The organism is Pseudomonas sp. B21-017, assembly GCF_024749245.1.
GTDB lineage: Bacteria > Pseudomonadota > Gammaproteobacteria > Pseudomonadales > Pseudomonadaceae > Aquipseudomonas.
In genome coordinates this window covers 3,753,170-3,769,757 of the sequence record NZ_CP087194.1, presented here as the reverse complement: position 1 = coordinate 3,769,757, position 16,588 = coordinate 3,753,170, and the positions used below count along the sequence as shown (strand labels likewise).

Annotated in this window: 15 protein-coding genes; 5 read left to right on the top strand and 10 right to left on the bottom strand. The window is 60.6% G+C overall.

The annotated features are described in order from the left end of the window. Positions 1–9: 9 nt before the first annotated feature. Positions 10–843, bottom strand: coding sequence for an AraC family transcriptional regulator (locus LOY28_RS16930; protein WP_018929636.1), 834 nt, complete (start codon positions 841–843; stop codon positions 10–12). A 34-nt stretch (positions 844–877) separates the two neighbouring features. Continuing rightward, positions 878–1,381 (bottom strand): VOC family protein, encoded by a 504-nt coding sequence (locus tag LOY28_RS16925; protein WP_018929635.1) that lies wholly within the window; start codon positions 1,379–1,381, stop codon positions 878–880. A gap of 265 nt (positions 1,382–1,646) precedes the next feature. Between LOY28_RS16925 and LOY28_RS16920 the strand changes: the two genes are divergently transcribed. The 4 genes from LOY28_RS16920 to LOY28_RS16905 all read left to right on the top strand — a co-directional run bounded on the left by LOY28_RS16920 (position 1,647) and on the right by LOY28_RS16905 (position 5,585). Continuing rightward, complete coding sequence (locus LOY28_RS16920) at positions 1,647–2,102, top strand: (2Fe-2S)-binding protein (protein WP_018929634.1); 456 nt, start codon at positions 1,647–1,649, stop codon at positions 2,100–2,102. Positions 2,103–2,138: 36 nt separating this feature from the next. Then, positions 2,139–4,307, top strand: a complete 2,169-nt coding sequence (locus LOY28_RS16915) for a xanthine dehydrogenase family protein molybdopterin-binding subunit (RefSeq protein ID WP_258612218.1) — start codon at positions 2,139–2,141, stop codon at positions 4,305–4,307. A gap of 1 nt (position 4,308) precedes the next feature. Beyond that, the gene (locus LOY28_RS16910) at positions 4,309–4,902 is read left to right on the top strand and encodes a hypothetical protein (protein ID WP_258612217.1); all 594 of its coding nucleotides are present in this window, start codon (positions 4,309–4,311) and stop codon (positions 4,900–4,902) included. Positions 4,903–4,976: 74 nt separating this feature from the next. Next, positions 4,977–5,585, top strand: coding sequence for a GGDEF domain-containing protein (locus LOY28_RS16905; RefSeq protein WP_258612216.1), 609 nt, complete (start codon positions 4,977–4,979; stop codon positions 5,583–5,585). On the opposite strand, the gene LOY28_RS16900 is transcribed toward LOY28_RS16905, so the two are convergent. Next, positions 5,576–6,853 carry an amidase gene (locus LOY28_RS16900; RefSeq protein ID WP_258612215.1) on the bottom strand — a complete coding sequence of 426 codons (1,278 nt, stop codon included), beginning with the start codon at positions 6,851–6,853 and terminating at the stop codon, positions 5,576–5,578. The two genes, LOY28_RS16905 and LOY28_RS16900, sit on opposite strands and share 10 nt — an antisense overlap. Continuing rightward, a complete protein-coding gene (locus LOY28_RS16895; protein WP_258612214.1) occupies positions 6,850–7,275 on the bottom strand; it encodes a VOC family protein in 426 nt (141 codons plus the stop codon). Before LOY28_RS16895 ends, LOY28_RS16900 begins: the two co-directional genes overlap by 4 nt. 114 nt (positions 7,276–7,389) lie before the next feature. Between LOY28_RS16895 and LOY28_RS16890 the strand changes: the two genes are divergently transcribed. Next, positions 7,390–8,244, top strand: a complete 855-nt coding sequence (locus LOY28_RS16890; RefSeq protein WP_018929628.1) for a LysR family transcriptional regulator — start codon at positions 7,390–7,392, stop codon at positions 8,242–8,244. A 69-nt stretch (positions 8,245–8,313) separates the two neighbouring features. On the opposite strand, the gene fabI is transcribed toward LOY28_RS16890, so the two are convergent. Genes fabI through LOY28_RS16860 form a run of 6 tightly spaced genes read right to left on the bottom strand, consistent with a single transcriptional unit; the run spans position 8,314 to position 16,512 of the window. After that, on the bottom strand, positions 8,314–9,108 hold the full coding sequence (gene fabI / locus LOY28_RS16885) for an enoyl-ACP reductase FabI (protein ID WP_007937760.1): 795 nt from the start codon (positions 9,106–9,108) through the stop codon (positions 8,314–8,316). A gap of 22 nt (positions 9,109–9,130) precedes the next feature. Beyond that, positions 9,131–10,741 (bottom strand): ABC transporter ATP-binding protein, encoded by a 1,611-nt coding sequence (locus LOY28_RS16880; RefSeq protein ID WP_018929627.1) that lies wholly within the window; start codon positions 10,739–10,741, stop codon positions 9,131–9,133. 1 nt (position 10,742) lies between these two features. Then, positions 10,743–11,762, bottom strand: a complete 1,020-nt coding sequence (locus LOY28_RS16875; protein WP_007906755.1) for an ABC transporter permease — start codon at positions 11,760–11,762, stop codon at positions 10,743–10,745. A 1-nt stretch (position 11,763) separates the two neighbouring features. After that, positions 11,764–12,837 carry a microcin C ABC transporter permease YejB gene (locus LOY28_RS16870; protein ID WP_018929626.1) on the bottom strand — a complete coding sequence of 358 codons (1,074 nt, stop codon included), beginning with the start codon at positions 12,835–12,837 and terminating at the stop codon, positions 11,764–11,766. A gap of 4 nt (positions 12,838–12,841) precedes the next feature. Then, positions 12,842–14,683, bottom strand: coding sequence for an extracellular solute-binding protein (locus tag LOY28_RS16865; RefSeq protein ID WP_258612213.1), 1,842 nt, complete (start codon positions 14,681–14,683; stop codon positions 12,842–12,844). Next, positions 14,680–16,512 carry an extracellular solute-binding protein gene (locus tag LOY28_RS16860; RefSeq protein ID WP_018929624.1) on the bottom strand — a complete coding sequence of 611 codons (1,833 nt, stop codon included), beginning with the start codon at positions 16,510–16,512 and terminating at the stop codon, positions 14,680–14,682. The genes LOY28_RS16865 and LOY28_RS16860 overlap by 4 nt, the downstream gene beginning before the upstream one ends. Positions 16,513–16,588: the final 76 nt, after the last annotated feature.

Genomic DNA, 16,588 nt, shown 5'->3' with positions numbered 1-16,588 from the left:
CATATTAACTTACCCGCGATATTGCCCTGGTGTCGCCGCCAGATGTTGCTTGAACGCCCGCTGAAAATGCGCCTGATCAGCAAATCCGGCCTCCAATGCGACATCGGCGATCAGCCTGCCGCTACGCAGGCGATCCCGGGCGAACTGGATGCGCCGGTTGACCAGAAATGCATGGGGCGTCATGCCGTAATGCTGTTTGAAGGCGCGGATAAGGTAGGACGGCGACAGTTGCGCCGCTTCGCAAATGTCTTCGAGCTTGAGCTGATGCGTGCAGTTATCGCGGATGTAGTCGGCGGCCCGTTCGAGCTTGAAATTGGGTTCGCGCAGCGGTTGATCGACCGGGTTGAGCCGCTGTTGCACCTCGGTGAAAAACTCCACCGCCGCGCTGTGTTTGCGCAGCACGTCTTGCTGCTGATCGATCAACACCTCGTACACGCTCCTCAGGCCGGCGAACAGCTCGAGATCGCGATTGTGGGTGATGGAAAACCGGCGAAACGCCGAATCCTGGCTGAAGCCGAGCTGATGCTGCAAGTCAGTCAGCCAAGGCGTCTCGACGTACAGCATCAGGTACGACCAAGGCTGGTCATCGATCGGATTGCAGGCATGCACATCGCCGGGGTTCATCAACACCACGGTACCGGCGCTGACCTGAAACTCCGATTGCTCGTGGATGTAGGTGCTGCGCCCAGCGGTGATAGCACCGATGGAAAAGTGTTCGTGGGAATGCCGGGCGTAGCAGACCTCGCGGCCGTCGGCGATGGAGCGGGCTTCGATGAAGGGCAGGGCGTCGTCGCGCCAGAAACGCGGGGCTTTGTCTGCATCTTTGGCGACGGTGTGCTTCATCTCGATGTCCTTGGCGGGCCAGTGCCTGAGTGTATTAGCTCTGGCCCGCAAAGGCTCGTTCCAGTTCGGCGATGTCGAGCTTTTTCATTTGCAGCATCGCTTGCATCGCGCGCTGGGACTTGTGCGTATCGGGGTCTTGCATCATGTGCATCAGCGCGATCGGCACGATCTGCCATGACACGCCGAATTTATCCTTGAGCCAACCACATTGCTGCGCCTGCACAGGCCCACCGGCGGACAGGTTGCCCCAGAAGTGGTCGACTTCCTCCTGATTCTGACAATTGACCTGGAACGACACCGCTTCGTTGAAGGTGAACACTGGCCCGCCATTGAGACCGGTGAAGGTCTGGCCATCAAGCTCGAAGCTGACCGTCATCACCGAACCTTCCGGGCGGCCGTGGATTTCCTGACCGGCCTTGCCGTAATGGGTGATGGCGGTGATTTTCGAGTGATCGAAGATCGAGCAATAGAATTTCGCCGCCGTTTCGGCCTGATCGTCAAACCACAGGCAGGGCGTGATTTTTGGAAAGCGTTGCATGGCGGTTGTCCTCGGCAGGTTGAACACACTGGATTATCAGATTAGCCAGTCCGCAGTAGACGGGTGGCGCCGTAGATCGACAAGTCCGTAGCAGCTGCCGAGCTGTGCGAGGCTGCTGCTACGGGACGGGAGCGACCGGTGGTCGATGAACATGGCTTGTGGGTCAAATTGCGCTTAGCTGTAGGGATGACCCAAGGCGCCGCGTAGGTATTTCGCTGCCACAACGGCGCCCCTTCAGAACACCGTGAGTCTGAGGAAATCAGCCATGCTGACCCTGAATATCAATGGCAAGGACCAGGAACTGGATGTCCCCGCGGACATGCCGTTGCTCTGGGTTCTGCGCGATGTCGCGCACCTGACGGGCACCAAATTCGGTTGCGGCATGGCCCAGTGTGGCGCCTGCACCGTCCACGTCGACGGCGCGCCGCTGCGCTCTTGCATCACGCCCGCCACGGCGGTGGCCCACGGGCAGAAAATTCTCACCATCGAAGGCCTGTCCAGCGACGGCTCGCACCCGGTGCAACAGGCCTGGGCCGAACTCGATGTGGTTCAGTGCGGTTATTGCCAGTCCGGGCAGATCATGTCGGCGGCCGCGTTGCTGGCGAAGATCCCCAAGCCTACCGACAGCGACATCGACCAGGCGTTGTCCGGCAACATTTGCCGCTGCGGCACCTACCCAAGAATCCGCGCCGCGGTCAAACGCGCCGCCGAGATCAGGTGAGGCGACGTTGAAGCCACGTTGAAGGGAGTCTGAGCAATGAACAGCATCAACCCTGTTTCGCGTCGCGGTTTTCTCAAGGGCAGTGCCGTGTTGGGTGGCGGTCTGGTGGTGGCGTTTGTCATTCCTGGCGGCCATCGCTTCGCCTTCGGTGCCGAGAATCAAGGAGAGGTGTTCGCGCCCAATGCCTTTTTACGCATCGGCAACGACAACAGCGTCACTGTGCTGCTCGGCCATTCGGAAATGGGCCAGGGCATCTGGACCGGCCTGACCATGTTGATCGCCGAAGAACTGGACGCCGATTGGTCGAAAATACGCGTCGAACACGCGCCAGCCTCGGCCGCCGAGTATGGCCTGCCGGCGTTTGGCGGGATGCAAATCACCGGCGGTTCGACCTCGACCTGGATGGAGTTCGATCGCTATCGCCAGGCCGGCGCAGCGGCGCGCTTGATGCTGATCGACGCGGCGGCCAAGCGCTTCGACATGGCGCCTTCGCAGATCCATACCGAATCGGGCGTGGTCATTGCCGGCGACAAACGCGCCACTTACGGCGAACTGGCGGATGACGCCGGCAAGTTGCCGGTGCCGGATCCAGCCTCGATCAAGTTCAAGGAAGCCAAGGACTGGAAGGTCATCGGCAAACCCACCAAGCGCCTCGATACCCCGGAGAAAATCACCGGGCAGGCCAAGTTCGGCATGGACGTGCAATTCGACGGGCTCATGACTGCGGTGGTCGCTCGGCCGCCAGTGTTCGGTGGTAGCGTCAAATCCTTCGAAGGCGCCGAGGCGCTGGCGGTGCCTGGCGTGCACAAAGTGGTGCAGGTGCCCACGGGAGTCGCGGTGATTGCCGATCATTATTGGGCGGCGAAGCTGGGGCGCGATGCGCTGAAGGTTGTATGGGAACCGGGGCCGAACGCCGGGCTCGACAGCCAGCAACTGCTGGAAAGCTTCCGTAAACTCGCCGCCACCCCCGGGACCTCGGTCAGCCAGGCCGGGGACGCGACGGTCATGTTGGGCAGGGCGGCGAAGACTATCGAGGCCGAATACAGCGTGCCGTACCTGGCCCACGCACCGATGGAACCGCTCAATTGCACGGTGAAAATCACCAAGGACAAATGCGAAATCTGGACCGGCACGCAGTTCCAGACCCTGGATCAGATGATCGCGGGGAAGATCACCGGGCTCAAACCCGAACAGGTCGAGATCCATACCCAATTCCTCGGTGGCGGCTTCGGGCGTCGGGCCAACCCGACCTCGGACTTTGTCAGCGAGGCGGTGTACGTCGCCAAAGCGGCGGGCGAACCGGTGAAAACCGTCTGGTCCCGAGAGGATGACATTCGCGGCGGTTACTATCGCTCGGCATTCCTGCATCAGGCACGCATCGGGTTGGACGCCGACGGTATGCCGATCGCCTGGAAGCATATGCTGGTCGGGCAGTCGATCATGGCCGGCACGTCGTTCGAGGCGACCATGGTCAAGGACGGTGTCGACAAAACCTCCGTCGAAGGTGTGGCCGACAGTCCTTATTTTGAGGGGCTGGCCAATCACCTGATCGACCTGCATTCCCCGCAAACCGGCATCAGCGTGCTGTGGTTGCGGTCGGTGGGGCATACCCATACGGCATTCGTCATGGAGTCGTTGATCGATGAGCTGGCAGAGGCGGCCGGCAAGGATCCGGTGGAATACCGACGAACCTTGCTCAAGGCGCATCCACGGCATCTGGGGGTGCTGAATCTGGCGGTGGAGAAAGCCGACTGGAAAGCCCCATTGCCGGACGGCCACGCATTGGGCGTGGCGGTGCATGAGTCTTTCGGCAGCTACGTCGCCCATGTGGCGGAGGTGTCGCAGGACAACCTGGCGATTCGCGTACACCGGGTGGTATGTGCGGTGGATTGCGGCATTGCGGTCAACCCGCAGAGCATCGCCGCGCAGATGGAGTCAGGCATCACCTTCGGTCTCGGATTTACCTTGCACAGCAAACTGACGTTCAAGAACGGCCAGGTGCAGCAATCCAATTTTCACGACTATCAGGTGTTGCGCCTGAACGAAATGCCCGTGGTCGAAGTGCATATCGTCCCCAGCACCGACAAACCCGGCGGCATCGGCGAGGTTGGTGTACCGCCCGTGGCGCCGGCCGTGGCGAACGCGATGTTTGCCCTGACCGGGCAGCGTCTGCGGGAACTGCCGCTGCAATTGTCGGGGGTGTGACATGAAACGACATCTGTTGCTGGGCGCGGTGGTGCTGATCGGGCTGACTGGCTATGCCTCGGACCTGTTCGCTGATGATAAAGAGGCGCTGAAGGCGTTTGACACAGTACAGAAGGTGTTCCAGAGCCCGCGCTGTCAGAACTGCCATATCCCCGGCGATTCGCCTTTACAGTTCGACGCCGGCAATCCTCACGCGATGAGGGTGGTTCGCGGGATGGATGGCAAAGGGGCGGCCGGTCTGCCGTGTGCCAGTTGCCATGCCGACAGCAATCCGCCCGCCAGTTATGGGCCTCACACACCGCCCGGAGCGCCGCATTGGAGCCTGCCGCATTGGAGCCTGCCGCCAGCCGCGCACAAAATGGCCTGGATCGGCCTGCCGCCCGACAGGTTGTGCGCAATGATCAAGGATCGTTCCAGTAATGGCGATCGTGATTTTGCGGCACTGATCAAACATGTCAGCGAGGACAAACTGGTGCTCTGGGGCTGGCATCCAGGTGAGGGACGGACGCCGGTGCCGGTGCCCCACGACATTTTCGTCACCCAGTTCAAACTCTGGGCGGACGCTGGAGGGCCGTGTCCGGTGGCGGGTAGCTGACCAGCGGCGCGTTTATAGGGAGTCAAACCGGGTGTGAACGACTCTAACGTTTATATCCATCAAGGGAGTGAGTAATGCTAACCCCAGAAAAACCGCTCAAACCCGGCGTGGGCACGCCGAACGTCCTCGACGGCGCCGTGCAGGACCGCGATGTACTGCGCGACCTGGCGCGCAAGGCCGAGCAAGAACTGATGGGCGTGCAGATGGCGAGCATGGATGAGTTGACGCTGCTGTCCAATCGTCATGGCTTCGAGGCTCTGGCCCAATTGGCGCTGGAGGCCTGTCGGCAGTTGGGCCAACCTGCGACCTTGTTGTTTTTCGACCTTGACGACTTCAAGCGCATCAACCGGTTGTATGGGCGTGCCGAGGGCGACAACGCCCTGAAAACCTTTGCCGACGTGCTGCGCATCGCTTTTCGTGAAAGCGATGTGATCGGTCGGCTGGGCAGCGATGAGTTTGCTGCCTTGTTGACCGGCGCCAACACGGTGGAGATTGCCGCAATCAGGGCGCGCCTCGAAGAAATACTCGATGAGCGTAATGCCACGGTGCATCGTGGTTATGACATTCGCTTCAGTGTCGGGCAGATCGAGTTTGATGCTCAGCTAACCCAAACGGCGCAAGATCTGCTGGCTATGGTCGATAAGGCGTTGCGTGCCCGACAGTTCGAAGCTCGTCATTCTTGAATGGCGCCTTGCAAAACCGCTGCAACGTGCTCGGCCGTTCGTAACAGCCGACCATCCTCTCTGAACCTTCCGATCATCTGTAGCCCGACAGGCAACATGGCTTGGCCGGGCCTCAGCGGTATGTTCAGTTGCGGCCAGCCAAACGCCCCCCAGAACTTGATGAAATCCGACGGTCCGGTGCTTTCCAGGCCGACCGGCGCGACCATCCCGCAAGAGGCGCCGAGCATGGCGTCGAAGGGGTGGCAAAGCTCGCTCAAGCGTGGGGCCAGATTAGCCAGGCGCGCCTTGGCAGCGGATTCCTGTTGCCAGGTTGTGGTTGCCGCCCGCTCGAACATGGCCAGGGTCGAAGGGCTCAATTGTGTTCGGTGTTGTTGAAACTCCTTTGCCAGCGAGCGGGCACCTTCGCAATCGTTAATCAACTGATGATCGTCGAATACACCGGCAAACTCATCCGGCAGCCGTATATCGCTCACGTGATGGCCGGCGCTGCGCAACTGATCCACCGCCTGTTCCAGGGCAAGGACCACGTCGGGGTCCACTTGATCCCAGCGTGATGTGCGGCAGAACCCCAAGTGCAGCGGACGCCGCTCGATGTCCGGCACCACGAACCCGGGAATCAACACGCGCGCTACCAGGTGCAGGTCGCGCACTGACTGGCCATACCAACCCACGGTGTCGAAGCTCGGCGCCAACGGTTTTACCCCTTCCAGCGACACCAGGCCCAGCGACGGTTTGAAAGCGAAGAGGCCGCAGTAGGATGCCGGCTTGAGCAACGAGCCAGCGGTCTGGGTGCCCAGCGCCAGGGCAAAGAACCCTGCAGCCATCCCGGCCGCCGAGCCAGCGCTGGAGCTGCCCGGCGTTCGCGTAAGGTCGTGGGGATTGCGGGTTGGACCGGTGTGCATGTACGCAAACTCGGTGGTATGGGTCTTGCCCATGATCAGCGCCCCGGCCTGGCGCAGCAGCGTCACGACGTGGGCGTCCCGGGAGGGTTGATGGTCGGTATAGATGGGTGAATAGAACTGCGTGGGGTGGGTCGCAGTGTCGAAAATGTCCTTGATACCCACGGGGACGCCGGCCAGCAGACCCTGGCCGTTGTGCTGCGCCGCATCGGCGCGGACCTGCCGGGCGTCGAACGAGACAAAAGCCCGGATATCCGGCTCTTGCGCCTGAATGCGTTGAAGAAAGGTTTCGACGACGATGGCAGCGGTGGTCTCGCCATTGACCACCGCTTCACTGAGGGTGGTGGCGTCAAGGGGCAGGCGGATCATTTGGCGAACAACTGATTGATATTTTTGAACGCCTTGAACTCCAGAGCATTGCCGCAGGGATCGAAAAGAAACATCGTGGCTTGTTCGCCCACCAATCCCTGAAACCGGATGCCCGGCTCGATCACGAAGTGTGTACCCAGGGCTTTCAGGCGTTCGGCCAGCGCCTCCCATTCTTCCATCGGCAATACCACACCGAAATGCGGCACCGGTACGTCGTGGCCGTCCACGGCGTTGGTATGGGCGGCTTCCTGAGAAGCGTTTTTCGGGGCCAGATGAATCACCAGTTGATGGCCGAAAAAGTTGAAATCGACCCAGTGATCGCTGGAGCGACCTTCTTCCAGGCCGAACACCTCGACATAGAAACGCCGGGTAGCGTCCAGATCGTAAACCGGGATGGCCAAATGAAAAGGGGACAGTTGCATCGGATGTGCCTCGATGGGTTGAGCGTTGAGGCTGAGTTTAGTCCTGTGCTTTTTGATTGAAAGACGATAGTTTTTGCAGCGAGCTCAAATTATTTCGATCAATTGGGGGGCCGTATGCTGCGGGAACTGAAAACCTTCATTGCCGTGACGCGCCATGGCACGTTCGCAGCGGCAGGCATGCACATTGGCCTGACTCAGTCGGCGGTCAGCGCGCAGATCCGCAATCTGGAGCAGGCGTTGGGCATCCGTCTGTTCGATCGCACCGGGCGTCAGGCACTCCTCAATGCCGCAGGGCAGCGAGCGTTGCCGATGGCTCAGGAAATGCTCGAGATCTTCAGTCGCATGGCCGTCAGTGATGACATCAGCGAGTTTCGTGGCGAATTGAAGATCGGCGCGGTGGCCACCGTCCAGACCGGTTTGTTGCCACGGGCGCTGTTGCGACTCAGGCAACAGGCGCCGTTGCTGGAGGCGAAACTGGTGCCGGGGGTATCCCTGAACCTGCTGAGCCAGGTGGACACTGGCGAAGTGGACCTGGCGATTCTGATCAAGCCACCGTTCGAACTGCCCAAGGAATTATCGGTGCAAGTCATTCGCCGGGAGCCGTTTGTGCTGATCGTGCCGGCCGACCTTGAGGGGGATGACCCGCTGCAGTTACTCGCCAGCCATCCCCACGTACGCTACGACCGCAATTCATTCGGTGGGCGATTGGTGACGCGTTTTTTGCGCGAGCAGCAGATTGATGTACAGGTGGCTCTGGAGCTGGATGAGCTGGAAGCCATTGTCAAGATGGTGGAATGCGGGCTGGGTGTTTCGCTATTGCCCGAGGCGGGGCTGTGGCTTGAGCATGGGGCGAAGGTCAGGATCATCCCGCTGGGAGAGCTGACGTTCTACCGGGAGATCGTGCTGTTGCAGCGTTATAGCCAGCGTACACAGCCGATCCAGCAGTTGTTTGCTCAGTGTTTGTTGTGAAGATCTTTTGAATTTGAGGGCACAAAAAACCCGCCTGAAGAGGCGGGTTTTTTAACGGCTAACCGAAGATCACTCTTCGATGTTGCCCATGGCGGTGGTGTTGAAGCCACCGTCTACATACATGATTTCGCCGCTGATGCCGGACGCCAGGTCCGAGCACAGGAAGGCGCCGGCGTTGCCGACTTCTTCGATGGTGACGTTACGACGCAGCGGGGTTTGCGCTTCGTTGGCGGCCAGCATTTTGCGGAAGTTCTTGATGCCGGAAGCGGCGAGGGTGCGGATCGGGCCAGCCGATACGCAGTTGACGCGGGTGCCGTCCGGGCCCAGGGAGCCGGCCAGGTAACGTACGCCAGCTTCCAGGGAAGCCTTGGCCATGCCCATTACGTTGTAGTTCGGCATGGTGCGCTCGGCGCCCAGGTACGACAGGGTCAGCAGGCTGCCATTGCGGCCTTTCATCATTTCGCGACCAGCCTTGGCCAGGGCCACGAAGCTGTAGGCGCTGATGTCGTGAGCGATGCGGAAACCTTCACGGGTGGTGGCTTCGGTGAAGTCGCCGTCCAGTTGGTCGCCCGGGGCGAAGCCGACGGAGTGCACGATGCAGTCCAGGCCGTCCCACTTCTTGCTCAACTCTTCGAAGACCTTGGCGATTTCGGCATCGCTGGCCACGTCGCACGGGAAGCACAGCTCAGGGCTCGAACCCCAGCCCTGTGCGAATTCTTCGACACGACCCTTGAGTTTGTCGTTCTGATAAGTGAAGGCAAGCTCAGCGCCCTCGCGATGCATGGCGGCAGCGATGCCGGATGCGATGGACAGCTTGCTGGCGACACCGACGATCAGTACGCGCTTACCGGCGAGAAAACCCATGTGTTGCTCCTCTCTTTCAGGTTTATTGCGCAGTGGCTGGTGCCAGAAAAGCGGCTTCCAGCAACTGCTGTGTATACGGATGTTGGGGGGCGGCAAAGATACTTTGCGCGTCTCCCTGTTCGACCACTTGGCCATGCTTGACCACCATCAGCTGGTGGCTCAGCGCTTTGACGACAGCCAGGTCATGGCTGATAAACAGATACGTCAGGTTGTACTTGGTTTGCAGTGAACGTAGCAGCTCCACCACTTGGCGTTGCACGGTGCGGTCGAGGGCCGAAGTCGGCTCGTCCAGCAGAATCAACGCCGGTTTTAGCACTAAAGCCCGGGCAATGGCGATTCTCTGCCGCTGCCCACCGGAAAATTCATGGGGGTAGCGGTGCCGGGTTTCCGGGTCCAGGCCTACCTCCTTGAGTGCCGCAATAATCGCTTGTTCCTGCTCGGCCTCGGTGCCCATCTTGTGGATCCGCAGGCCTTCGCCGACGATCTGGCTCACGCACATCCGTGGGCTCAGGCTGCCGAAAGGGTCCTGGAACACCACCTGCATTTCCCGCCGCAGCGGCCGAACCTGTTGCTGCGTCAGGCAGTCTAGCTGCTTGCCTTCAAAACGGATTGCACCTTTGCTGCCGATCAGCCGCAAAATCGCCAAACCGAGCGTCGACTTGCCGGAACCGCTTTCTCCCACAATCCCCAGGGTCTGTCCCTGGGGCAGGCTGAAATTGATGCCGTCCACCGCCTTGATGTGGTCGACGGTCTTTTTCAGAAAGCCTTTCTTGATCGGGAACCAGACTTTCAGGTCCTCGACCTGCAGCAAGGGCGGGCCAATTACATTGGTCGCAGGCTTGCCGCTGGGCTCTGCTGCCAGCAGTTCCCGGGTGTACGGATGCTGCGGCGCGCGGAACAATTCTTCGCACGATGCCTGTTCGACGATGCAACCGCGCTGCATGACACATACGCGATGCGCAATTCTTCGTACAAGGTTCAAATCGTGACTGATCAGTAACAGCGCCATGCCCAGGCGGGCCTGCAATTCCTTGAGCAATTCGAGGATTTTCAGCTGAACAGTCACGTCCAGAGCGGTGGTCGGTTCGTCGGCGATCAGCAGTTCCGGCTCGTTGGCCAGGGCCATGGCGATCATGACCCGCTGGCGCTGGCCACCGGACAATTCGTGGGGCAGGGCCTTGAGACGCTTCTCGGGTTCCGGGATGCCGACCATCTCCAGCAGCTCCAGCGTGCGCCTGGTCGCGACTTTGCCGGTCAGGCCCTTGTGGATGCCCAATACCTCGTTGATCTGCTTCTCGATCGAGTGCAGTGGGTTGAGCGAGGTCATCGGCTCTTGAAAGATCATCGCGATCCGGTTGCCGCGGATGTGGCGGATGGTTTTCTCTTTCAGCTCCAACAAGTTCCGGTCGGAATAGGTGATGGTGCCGGACGGATGCCGGGCCAGCGGATAGGGCAGCAGCCGCAGGATCGAGTGGGCAGTCACCGATTTGCCGGAGCCGCTTTCACCCACCAGCGCCAGGGTTTCGCCGCGCTTGATGTCGAAGCTGACGCCTTCGACCACCCGCTGAACGTGCTCGCCAACGACAAATTCGACGGCCAGGTCGCGCACTTCGATCAGATTGTCCTGATTCATTTCACTTCCTCGGGTCGAAGGCATCGCGAGCGGACTCGCCGATGAATACCAGCAAACTCAACATCAACGCCAGCACCGCAAACGCACTCATACCGAGCCACGGCGCTTGCAGGTTGGATTTGCCCTGGGCCACCAACTCACCCAGCGACGGGGCGCCCGGCGGCAAACCGAAGCCGAGGAAGTCGAGGGCGGTCAGCGTGCCGATGGCGCCGGTCAGGATGAACGGCATGAAGGTCATGGTCGAGACCATGGCGTTGGGCAAAATGTGGCGGAACATGATCGCACCATTCTGCATGCCCAGCGCCCGGGCCGCGCGCACGTACTCCAGATTCCGCCCGCGCAGGAACTCCGCGCGCACCACATCCACCAGGCTCATCCACGAAAACAGCAACATGATCCCCAGCAGCCACCAGAAGTTCGGCTGTACGAAACTGGCGAGGATGATCAACAGGTACAGCACCGGCAGCCCGGACCAGATCTCCAGGAAACGCTGCCCGGCCAGGTCGACCCAGCCGCCATAAAAGCCCTGCAAGGCGCCGGCGATCACGCCGATGATCGAGCTGAGAATGGTCAGCGTCAAAGCGAACAGCACCGAAATCCGGAAACCGTAAATCACCCGGGCCAACACGTCGCGGCCCTGGTCATCGGTGCCCAGCAGGTTGTCGGCGGACGGCGGCGCGGGGGCCGGGACTTTCAGGTCGTAGTTGATGCTCTGGTAGCTGTAGGGGATCGGCGCCCACACCACCCAGGCGTCCTTGGCCTTGAGCAGTTCGCGGATGTACGGGCTCTTGTAGTTGGCTTCCAGCGGGAATTCGCCGCCGAACGCGGTTTCCGGATAGCGCTTGAGCGCCGGGAAGTACCAGGCGTTGTCGTAATGCACCACCAGCGGTTTGTCGTTGGCGATCAGCTCGGCGCCGAGGCTTGCGCCGAACAGAATCAGAAACAGCCACAACGACCACCAGCCTCGCTTGTTGGCCTTGAACAGCTCGAAACGTCGGCGATTGAGAGGGGACAGGTTCATCTCAATGCTCCCGGCTTTCGAAGTCGATGCGCGGATCGACAAGGGTGTACGTGAGGTCGCCGATCAGCTTGAGCACCAGCCCCAGCAGCGTGAAGATGAACAGCGTGCCGAAGACGATCGGGTAGTCGCGGTTGATCGCTGCTTCGAAACTCATCAGGCCGAGGCCGTCGAGGGAGAAGATCACTTCCACCAGCAATGAGCCGGTGAAGAAGATCCCGATGAGCGCTGAAGGGAAACCAGCGATCACCAACAGCATCGCGTTGCGAAACACATGGCCGTAGAGCACGCGGTGACGGGTCAGGCCCTTGGCTTTGGCGGTGACCACGTATTGCTTGTTGATTTCGTCGAGGAAGCTGTTTTTGGTCAGCAGCGTCATGGTCGCGAAGTGGCCGATCACCAGTGCGGTGACCGGCAGAGCCAGGTGCCAGAAATAATCGAGGATCTTGCCGCCGGTGCTGAGCTCATCAAAGTTGTTCGAGGTCAGGCCCCGTAGCGGGAACCAGTCGAAATAGCTGCCGCCGGCGAACACCACAATCAGCAGGATGGCGAACAGGAACGCCGGGATCGCGTAACCGACGATGATCGCCGAACTGGTCCACACATCGAAGTGGCTGCCGTGTCGCGTCGCCTTGGCGATCCCCAGCGGGATCGACACCAGGTACATGATCAGCGTGCTCCACAGCCCGAGGGAGATCGACACCGGCATCTTTTCCTTGATCAGGTCGATGACCTTGGCGTCGCGGAAGAAGCTGTCGCCGAAATCCAGGGTGGCGTAGTTCTTGATCATGATCCACAAGCGTTCCGGCGCCGATTTGTCGAAGCCGTACATGTGCTCGATTTCCTTGACCAGCGCCGGGTCCAGGCCCTGGGCGCCGCGATAGGCGGAACCTGCCACCGACACTTCGGCTCCGCCGCCGGCAATGCGGCTGGTGGCGCCTTCGAAGCCTTCGAGTTTGGCGATCATCTGTTCCACCGGCCCACCGGGGGCGGCCTGGATGATCACGAAGTTGATCAGCAAAATGCCAAACAGGGTCGGGATGATCAGCAGCAGTCGCCGAAAAATATACGCCAGCATCTGATTACTCCGTGCCCGCAGGGTCGGCTTGCAGTTTTGTTTCGACTTCTATCGCAGGTGTCGCGTCGGGTTTGACCCACCAGGTATTGATGCCGATGTCATATTTGGGTGAAACCTTCGGGTGGCCGATGTGGTTCCAGTACGCCACGCGCCAGGTCTTGATGTGCCAGTTGGGGATCACGTAATAGCCCCATTGCAGCACCCGGTCCAGCGCCCGGGCGTGGGCCACCAGGCTTTTGCGCGAATCGGCGTTGATCAGTTGCTCGACCAGTTGGTCCACCACTGGGTCTTTAAGGCCCATGGAGTTGCGGCTGCCGGGTTTGTCGGCGGCGGCGGTCATCCAGAACTCGCGCTGTTCGTTACCCGGCGAGTTGGATTGCGGGAAACTGCCGACGATCATGTCGAAGTCCCGGGAGCGTACGCGGTTGATGTATTGCGAGACGTCGACCCGACGGATCACCAGATCGATGCCCAGGTCGCTGAGGTTGCGCTTGAACGGCAGCAGCACCCGCTCGAACTCGGTCTGGGCCAGCAGGAACTCGATGGTCACCGGTTTGCCGGTGGCGTCGACCATCTTGTCGTCGACGATCCGCCAGCCGGCCTCTTGCAGCAGTTGATAGGCTTTGCGCTGCTGGGTGCGGATCATGCCGCTGGCGTCGGTCAGCGGGTTCTGGAACGCCTCGCTGAACACTTGCTCGGGAATCTTGCCGCGGAACGGGTCGAGAATCGCCAGTTGATCGGCGTCCGGCAGGCCAGTGGCGGCCATTTCCGAGTTTTCGAAGTAACTGCGGGTACGCACGTAGGCGCCGTTGAACAGTTGCTTGTTGGTCCACTCGAAGTCCAGCAACAGGGTCAGCGCCTGGCGCACGCGCACATCCTGGAACACCGGACGACGCAGGTTGAACACGAAGCCTTGCATGCCGGTGGGGTTGCCGTTGGGAATTTCTTCCTTGATCAGCCGCCCTTCGGTCACCGCCGGAAGGTTGTAGGCCTTGGCCCAGTTTTTCGCGGACATTTCCAGCCAGTAGTCGAACTGACCGGCCTTGAGCGCTTCCAGCGCGACGGTGTTGTCGCGGTAATAGTCAGTGGTCATCACATCGAAGTTGTAGAACCCGCGATTGACCGGCAGGTCCTTGCCCCAGTAATCCTTGACCCGTTCATAGCGCACCGAACGCCCGGCCTTCACTTCGCTGACTTTGTACGGGCCGCTGCCCAGCGGCAGTTCCAGGTTGCCCTTGTTGAAATCGCGGGTGGCCCACCAATGCTTGGGCAATACCGGCAATTGGCCGAGGATCAGCGGCAGTTCGCGGTTGTTGGTGTGCTTGAACTTGAACAGCACGGTGAGCGGGTCTTCGGCGATCGCTTCTTCCACGTCGCTGTAATAGCCGCGGTAGAGCGGGGCGCCGTCCTTGATCAGGGTCTGGAAGCTGAACACCACGTCTTCGGCGCGCACCGGGTGGCCGTCGTGAAAACGAGCTTCGGGACGCAGGTAGAAGCGCACCCAGCTGTTGTCCGGGGCTTTCTCGATTTTGCCGGCGATCAGGCCGTATTCAGTGAAGGGTTCATCCAGACCCTGTTTGGCCAGGGTGTCGTAGATCATGCTGATGTCGTCGGCCGGCACGCCTTTGCTGATGAACGGATTGAGGCTGTCGAAGCCACCGAACCCGGCCTGACGGAAGATCCCGCCCTTCGGCGCGTTGGGGTTTACGTAATCGAAGTGTTTGAAGTCGGCCGGGTATTTCGGCGGCTCGTTGTACAGGGTCAAGGCATGTTGCGGGGCGGCGCAGGCCAGCCCGGCGAACAACAGACCGCTGGCCTGCAAGAGCAGGGCGCGTAAGGGAGTCATTGATCTTTCTCCGAAGATTTCAGCCACCAAGCGCTCAGGCCCAGGGTGTAGGGCGGCGTGGTGACGAAGGCGAACCGGTTGCGGTAGGCCAAGCGGTGATAATTGAGGTACCAGTTGGGAATGATGTAGTGCTGCCATAGCAGCACCCGGTCGAGCGCCTTGCCGGCGGCGACTTGTTCATCCCGGGTCTGGGCGCCGAGCAGTTGTTCGAGCAAATGGTCGACCACCGGGTCGGCGATGCCTGCGTAGTTCTTGCTGCCCTTGATCCCGACCTGGCTGGAGTGGAAGTACTGCCATTGTTCCAGACCCGGGCTGAGGGTCTGGTTGAGGGTCATCAGGATCATGTCGAAATCGAATTGATCGAGGCGCTGTTTGTACTGGGCGCGATCGACCGTGCGCAGCCGTGCGTCGATACCGATGCTGGCGAGGTTCTCGACGTAAGGCTGAAGGATCCGCTCCAGGTTCGGGTTGACCAGCAGGATCTCGAAGCGTAGCGGTTGGCCGATGCTGTTCTGCAGCCGCTGGCCATTGAGCTTCCAGCCGGCTTCGGCGAGCAGGCCCAAGGCCTTGCGCATGGTTTCGCGCGGAATGCCGCGGCCTTCGGTCTGCGGCAGGCTGAACGGCTCGGTGAGCAGCTTGGCGGGCAACTGATCGCGATAGGGCTTGAGCAACAGCCACTCGTGGCCGACCGGCAGTCCCGTGGCAGAGAACTCGCTGTTGGGGTAGTAACTCATGGCGCGTGTGTAGGCGCCGCTGAACAGCGTGCGGTTGGTCCACTCGAAATCGAACATCAGTCCCAGCGCTTCACGGACCTTGATCTGGGCGAAGGTCGACCGCCGAGTGTTCATGAACAGGCCCTGGCTCTGGGTCGGGATCTGGTGCGGGATCTGCGCCTTGATCACCTCGCCACGGCGCACGGCCGGGAAGTCGTAGCCGTTGTCCCAGTTTTTCGCCTGATGCTCGATGTAGATGTCGAACTCGCCGGCCTTGAACGCTTCGAAGGCCACGTCGCTGTCACGGTAGAACTCGACTTCCATGCGATCGACGTTGTATTTGCCGCGATTGACCGGCAGGTCCTTGCCCCAGTAATCCTTGACCCGTTCGAAGACGATCTGCCGCCCGGGGGTTACCGAAGTGATGCGATACGGCCCACTGCCCAATGGCGGCTCGAAGGTGGTGGCCTTGAAGTCGCGATCTTTCCAGTAATGCTGGGGCAACACCGGCAACTCGCCCAGGCGCAGGATCAGCAACGGATTACCGGAGCGCTTGAAGACGAAGCGAATGCGCTGCGGGTTGAGGATGTCGACCCGCGACACTTCCTGCAGGTTGGTGCGGTATTGCGGATGACCTTCCTTGAGCAGCAGACGGTAAGAAAACGCGACATCGTAAGCGGTGATCGGCGTGCCATCGTGGAAGCGCGCTTCGGGGCGCAGGTTGAACACCACCCAGCTGCGGTCTTCGCTGTATTCCACCGATTGGGCGATCAGGCCATAACTGGACGTCGGCTCATCGCCCGACGGCGCGTACTGGCCGGTGCCGACCATCAGCGGTTCGTTGAGTTCGTTGATGCCGTATTGCAGGAAGTTGGCCGTGGAAACCGGGCTCGAACCTTTGAAGGTGTAAGGGTTGAGCGTATCGAAGGTGCCAAACGCCATCACCCGCAACGTACCCCCCTTGGGCGCTTGCGGGTTGACCCAGTCGAAGTGGGTAAATCTGGCCGGGTACTTGAGCGTGCCGAACTGCGCATAACCGTGGCTTTCGCTGATCGTCGCGCTTGCGGGGGAGCTCAAGGCCAGGCTGATCAGGAGCAGGAGGAGGGGACGCTTCAAGTCAGAGATCCGATCCAGGCGGCTTGGGCTTTGTGGGCCGTACAGTAACAGCTTGTATCGACAGGAAAAAGACGGG